The 14,948-nt window shown below is 68.9% G+C and carries 12 protein-coding genes; 5 read left to right on the top strand and 7 right to left on the bottom strand.

What is annotated here, in order from left to right:
- Nucleotides 1–27 precede the first annotated feature (27 nt).
- Complete coding sequence (locus OEJ36_RS03550; RefSeq protein ID WP_263400401.1) at nucleotides 28–1,632, bottom strand: 5-guanidino-2-oxopentanoate decarboxylase; 1,605 nt, start codon at nucleotides 1,630–1,632, stop codon at nucleotides 28–30.
- A gap of 188 nt (nucleotides 1,633–1,820) precedes the next feature.
- Between OEJ36_RS03550 and OEJ36_RS03545 the strand changes: the two genes are divergently transcribed.
- Complete coding sequence (locus OEJ36_RS03545) at nucleotides 1,821–2,750, top strand: LysR substrate-binding domain-containing protein (protein ID WP_021218231.1); 930 nt, start codon at nucleotides 1,821–1,823, stop codon at nucleotides 2,748–2,750.
- A gap of 57 nt (nucleotides 2,751–2,807) precedes the next feature.
- On the opposite strand, the gene OEJ36_RS03540 is transcribed toward OEJ36_RS03545, so the two are convergent.
- Nucleotides 2,808–3,515 (bottom strand): XRE family transcriptional regulator, encoded by a 708-nt coding sequence (locus OEJ36_RS03540; RefSeq protein WP_263400400.1) that lies wholly within the window; start codon nucleotides 3,513–3,515, stop codon nucleotides 2,808–2,810.
- Between the two features lie 359 nt (nucleotides 3,516–3,874).
- On the opposite strand from OEJ36_RS03540, the gene OEJ36_RS03535 reads away from it, so the two are divergent.
- The 4 genes from OEJ36_RS03535 (at nucleotide 3,875) to OEJ36_RS03520 (ending at nucleotide 7,474) form a co-directional block, all read left to right on the top strand.
- Nucleotides 3,875–4,147 carry a hypothetical protein gene (locus OEJ36_RS03535; RefSeq protein ID WP_263400399.1) on the top strand — a complete coding sequence of 91 codons (273 nt, stop codon included), beginning with the start codon at nucleotides 3,875–3,877 and terminating at the stop codon, nucleotides 4,145–4,147.
- Nucleotides 4,148–4,271: 124 nt separating this feature from the next.
- On the top strand, nucleotides 4,272–6,596 hold the full coding sequence (locus OEJ36_RS03530) for a multiheme c-type cytochrome (RefSeq protein WP_263400398.1): 2,325 nt from the start codon (nucleotides 4,272–4,274) through the stop codon (nucleotides 6,594–6,596).
- Nucleotides 6,597–6,724: 128 nt separating this feature from the next.
- Nucleotides 6,725–7,027, top strand: coding sequence for a DUF2388 domain-containing protein (locus tag OEJ36_RS03525; RefSeq protein ID WP_021218227.1), 303 nt, complete (start codon nucleotides 6,725–6,727; stop codon nucleotides 7,025–7,027).
- Nucleotides 7,028–7,249: 222 nt separating this feature from the next.
- Nucleotides 7,250–7,474, top strand: a complete 225-nt coding sequence (locus OEJ36_RS03520) for a hypothetical protein (RefSeq protein WP_263400397.1) — start codon at nucleotides 7,250–7,252, stop codon at nucleotides 7,472–7,474.
- Nucleotides 7,475–7,516: 42 nt separating this feature from the next.
- On the opposite strand, the gene gcvP is transcribed toward OEJ36_RS03520, so the two are convergent.
- From gcvP to OEJ36_RS03495, 5 genes are all read right to left on the bottom strand, one after another.
- Nucleotides 7,517–10,393: an aminomethyl-transferring glycine dehydrogenase gene (gene gcvP, locus OEJ36_RS03515; RefSeq protein WP_263400396.1), complete on the bottom strand. Its 2,877-nt coding sequence runs from the start codon at nucleotides 10,391–10,393 to the stop codon at nucleotides 7,517–7,519.
- Between the two features lie 129 nt (nucleotides 10,394–10,522).
- Complete coding sequence (gene gcvH, locus OEJ36_RS03510; RefSeq protein WP_263400395.1) at nucleotides 10,523–10,912, bottom strand: glycine cleavage system protein GcvH; 390 nt, start codon at nucleotides 10,910–10,912, stop codon at nucleotides 10,523–10,525.
- A gap of 46 nt (nucleotides 10,913–10,958) precedes the next feature.
- Complete coding sequence (gcvT, locus tag OEJ36_RS03505) at nucleotides 10,959–12,041, bottom strand: glycine cleavage system aminomethyltransferase GcvT (protein ID WP_263400394.1); 1,083 nt, start codon at nucleotides 12,039–12,041, stop codon at nucleotides 10,959–10,961.
- 190 nt (nucleotides 12,042–12,231) lie between these two features.
- Nucleotides 12,232–13,851 carry an ABC transporter permease gene (locus OEJ36_RS03500; RefSeq protein ID WP_263400393.1) on the bottom strand — a complete coding sequence of 540 codons (1,620 nt, stop codon included), beginning with the start codon at nucleotides 13,849–13,851 and terminating at the stop codon, nucleotides 12,232–12,234.
- Between the two features lie 68 nt (nucleotides 13,852–13,919).
- Nucleotides 13,920–14,921, bottom strand: coding sequence for an extracellular solute-binding protein (locus tag OEJ36_RS03495; protein ID WP_263400392.1), 1,002 nt, complete (start codon nucleotides 14,919–14,921; stop codon nucleotides 13,920–13,922).
- Between the last annotated feature and the right edge of the window lie 27 nt (nucleotides 14,922–14,948).

The raw sequence follows: 14,948 nt of genomic DNA, 5'->3' as shown, positions 1-14,948 counted from the left end.
GGAATCCTCGTTGTCAGGGCGACGGGCTCAGGCCGGCAGGAAGTCGGCGGCGTCGAGCTCGATCAGGTGCGGTTCGCGGGTGTCGGCCAGGCTGCCGAGCAACTCGCGCAGGCCATCCAGGCTGCGCACCGCGTGGTGCTGCACGTGGCAGGCCCGGGCCAGGGCGGGGAAGTCCGGGGCGAGGATGTCGACGCCCAGGGGCGGCACCTCGCGGGCCACCATGTGGTCGCGGATTTCGCCGTAGCAGTGGTTGTTCCACAGCACCAGCAGCACCCCGATCCCCGCCTCGCGGGCGGCGATCAGCTCGGCGCTGGAGAACTGCACGCCACCATCGCCGGCCAAGGCCAGCACCGGGCGCGCGGGCAGCGCCAGCTTGGCGCCGATGGCCGCCGGCAGGGCGTAGCCGAGGGTGCCGTAGCCGGTGCCGGCGTTGAACCAGCTGCCGGGAGCCGGGGCGCGGTAACCCAGGGCGCCCTGGTACACCGGCTGGGTGGAGTCACCCACCAGCACCGGGGCCGGCAGGCTGTCACGCAGGGTATCGAGCAGCGCTTGCATGGCTCGCTGCCGGGGGCTCCAGCCCTCCCGTTCAGCGGCATTCACCCGGCGCACGCCGGCAAGGGCCCAGTCGCTGTCGCGCAGGGTTTCGGGCAGCGCCTCCAGCAGCGCGTGCAGGCCGAGAGCAGCATCCCCCAGCAGGCCGACTTCGGCCCGCTGCACACCGAGGATCTGCAACGGGTCGATGTCCAGGCGGATCACCGGCACCGCGAGCGAGAAGGGCCCGAGGCCGAAGAAGTCGTAGTCGGTCTCCCCCAGTTCGGTGCCCACCGCCAGCACCACATCCGCCTCGGCGAACAGGGCGCGGCCATGGGCGGATGACTGCACGCCGTCGAGCAGCAGCGGGTGGGTCGGCGCCAGGAGGCCACGGGCATTGGTGGTCAGCGCCACCGGCGCCTGCAGGCGCTCCGCCAGGGTGCGCAGGGCATCGCCGGCACCGCGCGCGCCACCCCCGGCGAGGATCAGCGGCTTGCGCGCCTGCAGCAGCAGGGCAGCGGCTTCGGCCACGGCAGCGGGCGCCGGGGCGGCGGCCTGGGGCAGCGCACGGGGGCGCAGGTCGAGGCCGTCGGCGGGCAGCTCCAGCACATCCAGGGGGATTTCGATATGCACCGGGCGGGGCCGGGCGCAACGGAACAGGGCGAAGGCCCGGGCCAGCACTTCCGGCAGCTCGGCGGGGCGCTGCAGGGTGTGGCTGAAGGCACAGACGCCGGCGACCATGGCGCGCTGGTCCGGCAGCTCGTGGAGGAAGCCATGGCCCAGGCGCTGGTGCTCGCGGCGGCTGGTGGTGGAGATCACCAGCATCGGCACCGAGTCGGCATAGGCCTGGCCCATGGCGGTGAGGATGTTGGTCATGCCTGGGCCGGTGATGATGAAGCACACCCCCGGCTTGCCGCTGGCACGGGCGTAACCGTCGGCCATGAAGCCGGCGCCCTGTTCGTGGCGCGGGCTGATATGACGCAGGCGACTGCCGTCGAGGCCGCGATAGAGCTCCACCGTGTGCACGCCGGGGATGCCGAAAACGGTCTCCACGCCATAGCCTTCGAGCAACTGGACGAGCGCCTGGGCGCAACTGGTCATGCGAGCACCTCTTGTTATTGGTATGGGCTCCCGGCGCAGGGCCGGAGGGCTGGCCGGGCCAAAAAGGCGCGGCGGAATGGCCCCCAGTATTGGTGAATCTCGCGCTACAACAATCGAATTGTTTTTGCCGTATTGTTCAATTCAGCTCAACATTCAAACCCCTGGCCACGCTCCCGAAAGGAGACCCCATGCGCTTCCCCTCGATGACCGCCATCCGTGCGCTGGACGCCATCGCCCGGCTGGGCAGCGTCTCCGCCGCCGCCCGCGAGCTGAGCCTCACCCGCAGTGCCATCAGCCACCAGGTCAGCAGCCTGGAGCAGAGCCTCGGCTTCGCCCTGACCGAGCGCATCGGCCGTGGCATCGGCCTCACCTACCAGGGCGTGCGCTACGCCCGGGAAGTGCACCGGGCGCTCTCCACGCTTCAGGAGGCGGCCCTGGGGCTCGACGAGCAGCAGGTCTCCGGCCGGCTCTGCGTGAGCTGCAACCCGGGCTTCGCCACCTACTGGCTGTGCCACCACATCGGCGCCTTCCACCGCCAATACCCCCAGGTGCAGCTGCAGGTGATCTCGCCCCGGGCGCCAGACGACACCAGCAACACCAGTGCCGACCTGTTCATCGCCTACGGCATCGGCGACTGGCCGGACCAGTGGGTGGAGCAGATCGTCGCGCTGCGCTTCTTCCCGGTGTGCAGCCCGCGCCTGATCAACGCCCAGGGCGGGCTCAAGAGCCCCCAGGAACTGGGTGCCCTGCCCTTGCTGCACATGAACGATCACACCGACTGGCGGGTCTGGCTGGCCACGGCGGGCGCCTCGAACATCGACGCCTCCACCGGCATCGTCTTCTCCGATGCCCACTGCGCGCAGTCGGCCTGCATCGCCGCCCAGGGCGTGGCCATCGGCGACAACCTGCTCAGCGGCGACGCCCTGGCCCGTGGCCTGCTGGTGCGCCCCTTCGAAACCAGCATCGACTCCCACCGCGGCTATTACCTGGTGGCCGACCCGCTGAAAGCCGAACGCCCCGCCGTGCAGGCCTTCAGCAATTGGGTGAAGCACCAGTTGCAGGTCAGTATCCCGGGGCTGAAGAAACGCAATGACGCGCTGCTGGATCACGCCCGCTGAGGCAGGCCAGGGCGCGGGGGAGGCGCAACGGTTGGGAAGGATGGGCGGGCGAACGGGTTACCAGAGCACCGAGGACCAGAACACCTGCCCGATGACCTTGATGCCGGCCTGGGGGCGCTCTTCGTCGGGGTATTCCTCGCGCTTGTAGCTGCGCAGGCGGATCTGCCCGGCCGGAAGACGGTGCAGGACCTTGATCCTCAGCATGCCCTCGTCGACCAGGGCATAGACCTTGCCATCCACCACCTCGCAACGCCCACGGTCGATGCCGAGGACCGCGCCGTCGGGAAAGACAGGTTCCATGCTGTCGCCGCTGACGATGACGCAGGCCACCTGTTCCGGTTCTATCTGCCGCTGCTTCAAGGCATGTCGGCTGAAGCGAATTCCCGAGTAGTCCAGTTCCTCTAGCGCGTTGAGCGGGTCCGAATCGCCCTCGGCCTCGCGCAGCAGCGGAAGCTCGATCTCGTACTCGTAGCGGGATGAATCCGATTCTCTGATGGTCATAGGGGCCACGCCATCCGGGGCGTCTGCGTCCTGCCTGCCATCGTCGGGCGCCGTGGACGATTGCACGGCCTGCCCGCCAATGCTAAGCGGAGGCATGTGCAGCGCGCCGAGTATCTGGTTGATACGGGTCAACCCGGGCTCCCGCCGCCCTCCCAGCCAGTGCGCCACGGCGCCCTGGGTCACGTGCAGGCGTTCGGCCAATTGCTCCTGGGTGACACCGAGATCTTTCATCCTGGCCTTGGCCAGCAGGTTCCATTTCTTCATGGGCGCGACATTACGCGCCGTATTGCCGGCGGCCAGTGACCCAGTGTAATACAAGCCATAGGACGCAAATACCCTATGTATTATTCGCACCCAGGGCACTCCTCTGCACCCGCGTTCGGACGCCGCTCCGAAGGTGGCTCGCGGGATGCCCCGGGTTTCCCTCCCTCCGCCCGAGCGCGCGGCCATGATCCACTTGTGGCCCGGCCGCCAGAACGGCCAAGCGCCAGAAAGAGCGCAGGCCGTCGGCTCGGTCCAATGGCCCCCACATGGACGCGCAGGGCGGAGGGAGGTTTTTTACATGCTATCGGCCCGGATGGGCAGGTGCCCAAAGGCACCCTCGCGCAATAAGGAGATGCGACATGCAGTTTCAACTCACCGTTCTTTGCCTCGGCCTCTATCGCCACGTCGTCGAGGGGCAGGACCAGTGTTTTGCGGTCATTGCCCGGCAGCCCGAAAACGAGGATGAGCGTGACCAGCACCGGGGCTACCTGGTGCAGCAGGTGACCGCCGACCCTCGCCTGTTCGAGCAGATGACCTGGCTGAACGCCCCGGCCACGCTGAGTTTTCTCTGCACTATCAGCGCGGAGCCCGGGAGCCACTACCGGCCGCATCTGCTGGGGCTCTGCCACTGAGCAGCGCCCAGGCTGCAGAACGACGAAGCGCAGCGCCGCACGCCTTGCGCTGGTTTGACAGCTTCGGGCGCATTCACGGAAGCTGCGTGCTTCCGTGAGTCCATGCACCACAGCGGACGTCTGCATGCCGAAACACCCGAACGCCCCCGATTCCCCCGCGATTCCGCCCAGCCGCCCCAGTTACGTCCTGCCCGTGCTCGCCGCGCTGCTGTTGCTGGTGGGCCTGGGCGGCTGGCTGTGGGTGCAGGGCGGCAAGCCCTACGTGCCGACGCGGGGCCCGGGGCCGAGCCTGGCGGACCAGGGACCGGCGCAGATGGTCGACGAGCAGCAATGCGGCACCTGCCACTCGCCCCAGGTGAAAGCCTGGAAGGGCTCGCACCATCAGTTGGCGATGCAGGACGCCTCGCCGCGCTCGGTGCAGGGGGACTTCGACGACGCCCGCTTCGAGGCCGAAGGGGAAAGCACGCGCTTCTTCCGCAAGGACGACGGCTACTGGGTCAACACCCCCGGCCCCGACGGCCAGCCGGCGGACTTCAAGGTGGCCTACGCCTTTGGCGTGGAGCCGCTGCAGCAGTACCTGCTGGAGCTCCCCGGCGGGCGCCTGCAAGCCTTCGGCATCGCCTGGGATACGCAGAAGAAGGCCTGGTTCCACCTCGCGTCCGGCCAGGGCGTCGACTTCCGCAACCCGCAGCACTGGAGCAAGCCGTCGCAGAACGCCAACTTCCAGTGCATCGACTGCCACAGCACCGGCTACGTCCGTGGCTATGACGACGCCACCGGTACCTACGCCAGCCACTGGGCCGCCCCCGGCGTCGGCTGCCAGGCCTGCCACGGCCCGGCCTCCCTGCACCTGGAATGGGCGCGTTTCAAGGGCCTGCACTCCCAGGCCGGCTTCACCCTGGACCTGGCCCGCACCAGCAACCGCCTGCAGGTGGAAACCTGCGCCCGCTGCCACGCCCGCCGCGTGCCCCTGGATGGCGACCACGCCTTCGGCAAGCGCCTGATGGACGACTACCTGCCCAGCGCGCTGACCCGCGAGCTGTACGAGCTGGACGGCAAGTTCAAGGAACAGGTCTACGAGTACGGCTCCTTCACCCAGAGCCGCATGTACGCGCGCGGGCTCAGCTGCAGCACCTGCCACGCCCCCCACAGCGGCGGCGTACGAGTGGAGGGCAACGGCCTCTGCACCCAATGCCACAACCCCAGCGGCAAGAGCACCGTGGCCGGCATCGACGACAAGGGCCTGAAGGCCCGCGACTACGAGGCCCCCGAGCACCTGCACCATGCCGCCGGCCAGCCTGGCTCCCAATGCGTGGACTGCCACATGCCGGGCAAGACGCTGCAAGGCAACGACTACCGCCACGACCACAGCTTCAGCCTGCCCAACCCGGGCCGCGCGCTGAAGCTGGGCACCCCTGATGCCTGCCTGGGCTGCCACAAGGACGTCGCCGGCCAGGCCGTGGCCGAGCAGTTCGAACACTGGTACGCCCAGGGCAAGGACCCGGCGCCCCGCTACGACGAAAGCCTGGCGCTGATCCGCAACGGCCGCCCCGGCGCCTCACGGGCCCTGTTCCAGCAGCTGGAGCGTGGCGACCTGCCGGCCATCCGCCGCGCCACCCTGCTCGCCGAGCTGCCCGGCTACCCCAGCGAGCGCGCGCTGAACCTCGCCGCCAACGACCTCAACCACGCCGCGCCCCAGGTACGCGAAGCGGCGGTGCGCGCGGTCAATGCCCTGCTGCCGCCCGAGCAGCGCCGCGATCTGCTGGCGCCCTTGCTCACCGACCCGGTGCGGGCCGTGCGCATCATCGCCGCCCGCGGCCTGCTGGGCATGGGCAGCACCGGCCTGGGCAACTACGAGAAGGCCTGGGACAAGGCCATCGCCGAATACGAGGCGGTGCAGCTGAGCCTGGCCGAGCGCGCCGAAGCCAACCTCAACCTGGCGTCCCTCTACCAGGGCAACGGCCGCGCCGACCAGGTGGAAGGGCGCCTGCGCACCGCCATCCAACGCGACCCCGACTTCCTTCCCGCGCGGGTCGCCCTGGTGCAATGGCTCGACGCCAACTACCGCTGGGAAGAGGGCCAGAAGCTGCTGGCCGAGGCGCTGCGCGAGCACCCCGAGGCGGCCCTGCTGCATCACGCCCAGGGGCTGGCGGCCCTGCGCAAGGGTGAGCGCCAGGCCGCCATCGCCGCATTCCGCGAAGCGGTGCGCCTGGAGCCCGGCAACGCCCGCTACGGCCACGCCCTGGCGGCCGCGTTGCACGACGACGGCAAGCTGGAGGAGGCCTGCCGCCGCCTGGAGCTGGTACTGGAGAGCAACCCCGTCAACCGCGAGGCACGCCTGGCGCTGATCGGCTATTGGCGCGAAGCGGGGCAGATCCAGAAGGTGCAGGCCCTGCTCGCCGAGCTGGAGCAGCTCAACCCCGACGACCCGGCGCTGAAACGGGAATAGCGGCCGCCGGGCCGAACCACTGGCCAGCTGCCATGACCGGTCGGCGGCCACTTGGCCTGTATACGGAACTCCCCGGTGCCGCCCGGAATCTCAGTTGCAGGTCCCTCACAACAACCTGGAGTCATCCCATGCGTACCACAGTAGCTGCCGCTGTCATCGCCCTGGCCGCCATCCCTGCTGGCTCGGCCATGGCGGATACCTTCTGGCGCAACGTGCTGTCCTCCGGCGCCACCACCGCCTCCACCTACGTGACCTTCAAGGACCACAAGCTGATCGTCGCCGCCCGCGAAGACGCCAGCAGCTTCGTCGCCAGCGACGGCGCCATCCGTGGCCCCTTCCTAGAAGCGGCGCTGAAGCAGGTACGTGCCGACAACCCCGGCATCCAGGCCAGCGACGAGGAACTGGCTACCGCCATCCTCGCCAACGAATAAAGGGAAACCCGCAGGCGCGGGCGCTTGCAGCGCGGCATGGAATGCATCGAGGGCCCCCAGCCCGGCCAGGTTGGGGGCCCTTTCTTATCCACCGATTGAAAGCGCTACCCAGGCCGCATCCAGGGCACGCCGGGCTTGCGGGAAGTCCGGCGCTCGGGCACAACCTTCCTGCCGGCGTCACCTTTACCGGCCCTCTTCTTCTCACCTACAAGGACGTCCCCCATGGGTAACCCCATCCCCACGCTGAAGATCGTGCTGATCCTGATGATCGTCATCGACCTGTTCTGGTTCGGCGAGCGCGTGCTCTCCCTGCTCGACTTCAGCTTTTTCGATTTCCTCCCGTCCAAGCTGATCAGCGTCGTCGGCCTGGCCAGCAGCCTGCTGCTGATCGTCTTCAACGGGCTGCTGATCGGGCTGCTCGGGCGCCTGCAGCTCAAGGCCGAATAACCGGCGCCCGGGAGCGACTGCTGGGCCTCTAAAAGAGATGCCCTACTCGCGGTAGTCCTCCAGGGGCACACAGGCGCAGAACAGGTTGCGGTCGCCGTAGACGTTGTCGACGCGGTTCACCGTGGGCCAGTACTTGTGCGCCCGGGTGTGGGCGGTGGGCGTCACTGCCTGCTCGATGCTATAGGGCCGCTCCCAGAGGCCCACCACGTCGGCCAGGGTGTGCGGCGCGCGCTTGAGCGGGTTGTCCTCGGCCGGCCACTCGCCGGCCTGCACCTTGGCGATTTCCGCGCGGATGCCGAGCATGGCTTCGATGAAGCGGTCCAGCTCGTGCTTGGACTCGCTCTCGGTGGGCTCGACCATCAGGGTGCCCGGCACCGGGAAGGACATGGTCGGTGCATGGAAGCCGTAGTCCATCAGGCGCTTGGCCACGTCCTCCTCGCTGATGCCGGTTTCCGCCTTGAGCGGGCGCAGGTCGAGGATGCATTCGTGGGCGACCCGCTCGTTGCGCCCGGTGTAGAGCACCGGGTAGGCGCTACCCAGGCGCTTGGCCAGGTAGTTGGCGTTGAGGATGGCCAGCTCGGTGGCATCCGCCAGCTGCGGGCCCATCATGGCGATGTACATCCAGCTGATGGGCAGGATGCTGGCGCTGCCCCAGGGCGCCGCGCTGACCGCGCCATTCTCCGGGTTCGGCCCCTTGAGCTCGATCACCGGGTGGTTGGCGACGAAGGGCGCCAGGTGCGCGCGCACGCCGATCGGCCCCATGCCCGGGCCGCCACCGCCGTGGGGGATGCAGAAGGTCTTGTGCAGGTTCATGTGCGAGACGTCGGCGCCGATGTCCGCCGGGCGCGCCAGGCCGACCTGGGCATTGAGGTTGGCGCCGTCCATGTAGACCTGCCCGCCCTGGGCGTGGATCACCTCGCAGATCTCGCGGATGCCCTCCTCGTACACGCCGTGGGTCGAGGGGTAGGTGGCCATCAGGCAGGACAGCTGCGCGCCCGCCTCCGCCGCCCGCGCCTTGAGGTCGTCGAGGTCGACGTTGCCGGCCTTGTCGCACTCGACTATCACCACGCGCATGCTCGCCATCTGCGCCGAGGCCGGGTTGGTGCCGTGGGCCGAGGCGGGGATCAGGCAGATATTGCGGTGCGCCTCGCCCCGGCTCTCGTGGTACTTGCGGATCGCCAGCAGCCCCGCGTATTCGCCCTGGGCGCCGGAATTGGGCTGCATGCAGATGGCGTCGAAGCCGGTGATCGCCCGTAGCCATTCCTCCAGCTCGGCGATCATCGCCTGGTAGCCCTGGGTCTGCTCCAGCGGCGCGAAGGGGTGGATGGCGGCGAACTCCGGCCAGGTGATGGGGATCATCTCGCTGGTGGCGTTGAGCTTCATGGTGCAGGAGCCGAGGGGGATCATCGACTGGTTGAGCGCCAGGTCCTTGTTCTCCAGCTGCTTGAGGTAGCGCAGCATCTCGGTCTCGCTGTGGTGGGTGTTGAACACCGGGTGCTGCAGCACGGCCGAGCTGCGCGCCAGCTCCGCCGGAATGCCCGGCACCAGCACCCCGGCGTCCAGCTCGTCCACCGACAGGCCGTGGTCGGCACCGAGGAAGATGCTCCACAGCTGCTCGACAGTGGCGGCGTTGCTGGTCTCGTCGAGGCTCAGCCCGAGCCGGCCGCGGCCGAGGATGCGCAGGTTGATGCGCGCCGCCTGGGCCGACTCGATGATCGCCGTCTGGCTGCCGCCCACCTCCAGGGTGAGGGTGTCGAAGTAGTGCTGGTTGAGCCGCTGCACGCCCTTGCGTGCCAGCCCCTCGGCGAGGATGGCGGTGAGCCGGTGCACGCGCTGGGCGATGCGCTTGAGCCCTTCCGGCCCGTGATAGACGGCGTAGAAGCCGGCGATGTTGGCCAGCAGCACCTGGGCCGTGCAGATGTTGGAGTTGGCCTTCTCGCGGCGGATGTGCTGCTCGCGGGTCTGCAGTGCCATGCGCAGGGCGAGATTGCCACGGGCGTCCTTGGAGACGCCGATGATGCGCCCGGGCATGGCGCGCTTGAATTCATCACGGGTGGCGAAGAAGGCCGCATGGGGGCCGCCGTAGCCCATGGGCACGCCGAAGCGCTGGGCCGAGCCGAACACCACGTCGGCGCCCAGCTCGCCGGGGGGCGTCAGCAGCAGCAGGCCGAGCAGGTCGGCAGCCACGCAGGCCAGCGCCTGCTGGCTGTGCAGGTGCTCGATCAGCGGGCGCAGGTCGCGGATCTCGCCGTGGGTGTCCGGGTATTGCAGCAAGGCACCGAACACCTGGTGCGAAGGCAGGTTCTCCACCGCGTCCACCACCAGCTCGAAACCGAAGGCCTCGGCGCGGGTGCGCACCACGGAAAGGGTCTGCGGGTGGCAGTTCTGATCGGCGAAGAACAGGTTGCTCCTGGCCTTGGCCACGCGCTTGGCCAGGGCCATGGCCTCGGCGGCGGCGGTGGCTTCATCCAGCAGGGAGGCGCTGGCCAGCTCCAGGCCGGTGAGGTCGATGGTCATCTGCTGGAAATTCAGCAGCGCCTCCAGGCGGCCCTGGGCGATCTCCGGCTGGTAGGGCGTGTAGGCGGTGTACCAGCCGGGGTTCTCCAGCACGTTGCGGAGGATCACGGCCGGGGTCAGGGTGCCGTGGTAGCCCATGCCAATCAGGCTGGTCCACACCTCGTTGCGCTGGGCATGGGCACGCAGTTTCGCCAGGGCAGCCTCTTCGTCCAGGGCGGCCGGCAGTTCCAGGGGGCGGTTGAGGCGGATCGCCGGTGGCACCGTCTGCACGATGAGCTCATCGCGGTCGGCGAGGCCGAGGGCTTCGAGCATGGCCTGCTGTTCGGCCTGGTCCGGGCCCAGGTGGCGGCGGAGGAAGGCGTCAGGCTGTTGCAGCTGGGACAACGGGGGGATGTGCGACATGGGATCGGCCTCTGGAAATGGCCCAATAAGCTTAGGCAAGCATTTCCAGGATGGCCGGCCGGCTGGTCGGAGGACCGGCCGGGCGAGCATCGGCCGCCACCCCGGGCGGGGCGGCGAGCCGCTGTAGCGTCAGGCGTCGGAGTCGGCGGATGCCTTGTAGGCGGCGGCGTCCAGCAGCTTGTCCAGCTCGGCGGTGTTGGCCGGCTTGAGCTTGAAGAACCAGGCGCCGTAGGGGTCGCTGTTGACGTTCTCGGGGGAGTCGGTCAGCAGCTGGTTGACGGCGATCACCTCACCGGAAACCGGCGAGTAGATGTCGGAAGCGGCTTTCACCGACTCGACGACGCCGGCTTCCTGGCCCGCGGCCAGGGTCTTGCCGACGTCCGGCAGCTCGACGAAGACCACATCGCCCAGGGCTTCCTGGGCATGGTCGGAAATGCCCACGGTAACGCTGCCATCGGCTTCCAGGCGGGCCCACTCGTGGCTGGGGGCGTAACGCAGATCGGCGGGAATATTGCTCATTGTTCAGGCTCCTCAAGGACGGCGGCGGTCGGCCCGCCAGGAAAATTTAGATCAAGGCTTTGCCATTGCGTACAAAGTTCGGCTGGACGACGCGAACCGGGTACCACTTACCGCGAATTTCCACTTCGGCGCGCTCGCAGGTCCCCGCCGGCAGGCGGGCCAGGGCGATGGATTTGCCCAGGGTGGGCGAGAAGCTGCCACTGGTGATTTCACCGTCGCCCACGCCTTCCACCCGCACCACCTGGTGGGCGCGCAGCACGCCGCGCTCCTCCAGCACCAGGCCCACCAGCTTGGGCTGGGCACCGCCGGCGCGCTGGGCCTCCAGCACGTCACGGCCGATGAAATCGCGGCCGGCAGGCTCCCAGGCGATGGTCCAGGCCAGGTTCGAGGCCAGGGGCGAATTGTCTTCGTCCATGTCCTGGCCGTAGAGGTTCAGGCCCGCTTCCAGGCGCAGGGTGTCGCGGGCGCCGAGACCGATGGGCGCGATACCGGCGCCCACCAGCTCGTTTAGGAAGCCGGCCGCCTGGTCACGGGGCAGCATGATTTCCAGGCCATCCTCGCCGGTGTAACCGGTGCGGGCGATGAACCAGTCGCCTTCGGGCAGGCCCTGGAAGGGCTTGAGTTCGTGGATCAGGGAGGCGCGGGCGCTGCTCACCAGCTCGGCGGTGCGGTGGCGGGCGGCGGGGCCCTGGATGGCGAGCATGGCCAGTTCGCTGCGCTCGTCGAGGCGCACGTCGAAGCCGTCGGCCTGCTTGTGCATCCAGGCCAGGTCCTTGTCGCGGGTAGCGGCGTTGACCACCAGGCGGTAACCGCTGGTGGTGAGGTAGACGATGAGGTCGTCGACCACGCCGCCACGCTCGTTGAGCATCGCGCTGTAGAGGGCTTTGCCGGGGGTCTTGAGGCGCTCGACGTCGTTGCTCAGCAGGCGCTGGAGATAGGCCAGGGCCTGGCTGCCGGCTACGTCCACCACCGTCATGTGGGACACATCGAAGACGCCGCAATCGGTCCGCACCTGATGGTGCTCATCGACTTGCGAGCCGTAGTGCAGCGGCATGTCCCAGCCGCCGAAATCGACCATCTTGGCCCCCAACGCCAGGTGCAGATCGTAGAGGGGGGTACGCTGTCCCATGGGTTTCTCCTTCCGGGCTTGGCGAAGATGCGGACGGGCGCTGGAACCCTTGTCGGGCCTGGCTTTCCGTGGCCTCGACGGCAGGTCGTGACGCCCTTTCAGGCAGACGCGCCGCAACGAATGGCGCGCATTGTAGCCGCAAGGCGGAAGACTGGACACCCGACGGCTGACCCAGCGGTCACGTCATGTTTCAGCGCCCGAAGCCCCGGGCGGAACGGCGGATCAGGCCGATGACCGGCAGCAGCCCGACCAGCACCAGGCTAAGGGCCGGCAGCGAGGCGCGGGCCCATTCGCCTTCGCTGGTCATCTCGAAGATGCGCACCGCCAGCGTGTCCCAGCCGAAGGGGCGCATCAGCAGGGTGGCGGGCATTTCCTTGAGCACGTCGACGAACACCAGCAGCGCCGCACTCAGGGCGCCGGGCACCAGCAGCGGCAGGTAGACCCGCAGGAACAGGCGCGGCCCGCCCACGCCGAGGCTGCGCGAGGCCTCCGGCAGCGACGGGCGGATGCGCGCCAGGGCGCCTTCCAGCGGCCCGTGGGCCACCGCCATGAAGCGCACCAGGTAGGCCAGCAGCAGCGCCGTCAGGCTGCCCAGCAGCAGCGGCTTGCCGGCGCCACCGAGCCAGCCGGAAAGCGGCACCACCAGCTCGCGGTCGAGCCAGCTGAAGGCGAGCATGATGGCCACCGCCAGCACCGAGCCCGGCAGCGCATAGCCCAGGTTGGCCAGGCCCACGGCGGCGCGGATCGGCCGGGTCGGCTCTAGGCGCCGGGCGAACACCAGCAGCAACGCCACCGAGACCGTGATCAGCGCGGCCATGGCCCCCAGGTAGAGGCTGTGCAGGACCAGCCCCAGGTAGCGCTCGTCGAGGTCGAAACGGCCGCGCTGCCAGCACCAGGCGAGCAGCTGCAGCAGGGGGATGACGAAGGCACAGGCGAACACCAGGCCGCACCAGGCGCTGGCCGCCCAGGCGCGGACGCCGCGCAGGTGATACAGGGCGGCGCCACGGGGCCGTTCGCTGGCCGGCCGCGTCACGCCCCGGGCGCGGCGTTCGCCATAGAGCACCAGGCACACGCCGAGCAGCAGCAGGCTGGCCAGCTGGGCCGCGGTACCAAGGCTGAAGAAGCCGTACCAGGTCTTGTAGATGGCGGTGGTGAAGGTGTCGAAGTTGAACACCGAGACGGCACCGAAATCGGCCAGGGTCTCCATGATTGCCAGGGCCAGACCGGCACCGATGGCCGGCCGCGCCATGGGCAGGGCCACGCGCCAGAACGCCTGCCAGGGGCTGAGCCCGAGGGTGCGTGCCGCTTCCATCAGCCCGCGCCCCTGGGCCAGGAAGGCGCTGCGCGCCAGCAGGTAGACGTAGGGGTAGAACACCAACACCAGTACCGTGATCACGCCGCCGGTGGAGCGCACCCGGGGCAGGCGCACGCCGCTGCCGAACCACTCGCGCAGCAGGCTCTGCACCGGCCCGGCGAAGTCGAACAGGCCGATGAAGACGAAGGCCAGCACGTAGGCGGGGATGGCGAAGGGCAGCATCAACGCCCAGTCCAGCCAGCGCCGACCGGGGAACTCGCAGAGGCTGGTGAGCCAGGCCAGGCTGACGCCCAGCAGCGTCACCCCGAGGCCGACGCCGAACACCAGCACCAGGCTGTTGCCCAGCAGGCGTGGCAGCTGGGTGTCCCACAGGTGCGCCCAGATCTCGCGGTCCACTTCGTGCCAGGACAGCACCAGCACGCAGAGCGGCAACAGCACCAGGGCGGCGATGGCGAAAGTGGCGGGGTACCAGCGGCGCTGGGCGGGACGCTTCAAGCGGAACTCTCGGGCAGAGCGGGAAGGGGGATGACACGGGGCGCCCGGGTGAGCGCCCCGTGGAGGGGTCAGTGCCAGCCGACCCGGTCCATCATGCGGATGGCTTCGGCCTGGCGCTTGCCGGTGACTTCCACCGGTACGTCATCAGCCTTGAACGCCCCCCAGGCGGCCACTTCGGCCGAAGGCTTCACCGCCGGGTTGGCGGGGAATTCCTGGTTGACCCCGGCGAACAGGCTCTGCGCCTCGGGGGTGGTCATCCACTCCACCAGCGCCTTGGCCGCTTCGGGATGGGGCGCGTGGCGGGTCAGGCCGATGCCGGAGAGGTTGACGTGCACGCCACGGTCGGCCTGGTTGGGCCAGAACAGCTTGGCGCGCAGCTGCGGGTTCTGCTGGTGCAGACGCCCGTAGTAGTAGGTGTTGACGATGCCGACGTCGCACTGGCCGGCGTCCACCGCCTGGATCACCGCGTTGTCGTCGGCGAAGGGGTCGGTGGCCAGGTTGTTGACCCAGCCCTTGAGCACCTTCTCCGCCTCGGCGGCACCACGCGCCTCGATCAGGGTGGCGGTCAGCGACTGGTTGTAGACCTTCTTCGAGGAGCGCAGGCACAGGCGGCCTTCCCAGTTGGCGTCGGCCAGGGCCTCGTAGGTGGAGAGCTCTTCCGGTTTCACCCGGTCGGTGGAGTAGACGATGGTGCGCGCGCGCAGCGAGAGGCCGGTCCAGCTGTCGCTGCCGGAGCGGTATTGCGCGGGGATGTTGGCCTTGATGGCGGGGGAGCTGAAGGGCTGCAGGATGCCCATCTGTTCGGCCTGCCAGAGGTTGCCGCCGTCCACGGTGAGCAGCAGGTCGGCCACGCCGTTCTCGCCCTCGGCCTTGATGCGCTGCATCAGCGGGGCTTCCTTGTCGGTGATGAACTTGATGGGGACGCCGGTCTTCGCGGTGTAGGCGTCGAACACCGGCTTGATCAGCTCGTCGATGCGTGACGAGTAGACCACCACTTCATCGGCCGCCTGGACGGAGGTGGCACCCAGGCCGATGGCCAGGAGCGTGAGCAGGGAGTTGCGCGCCTTCATTTGCGAATGCCTCGCGGTAGCCAAAAA

The organism is Pseudomonas sp. PDM13 (assembly GCF_025685765.1).
Taxonomy (GTDB): domain Bacteria; phylum Pseudomonadota; class Gammaproteobacteria; order Pseudomonadales; family Pseudomonadaceae; genus Metapseudomonas; species Metapseudomonas solani.
The sequence above is the reverse complement of the archived record's forward strand: the minus strand, read 5'-3'. Positions and strand labels throughout refer to the sequence as shown.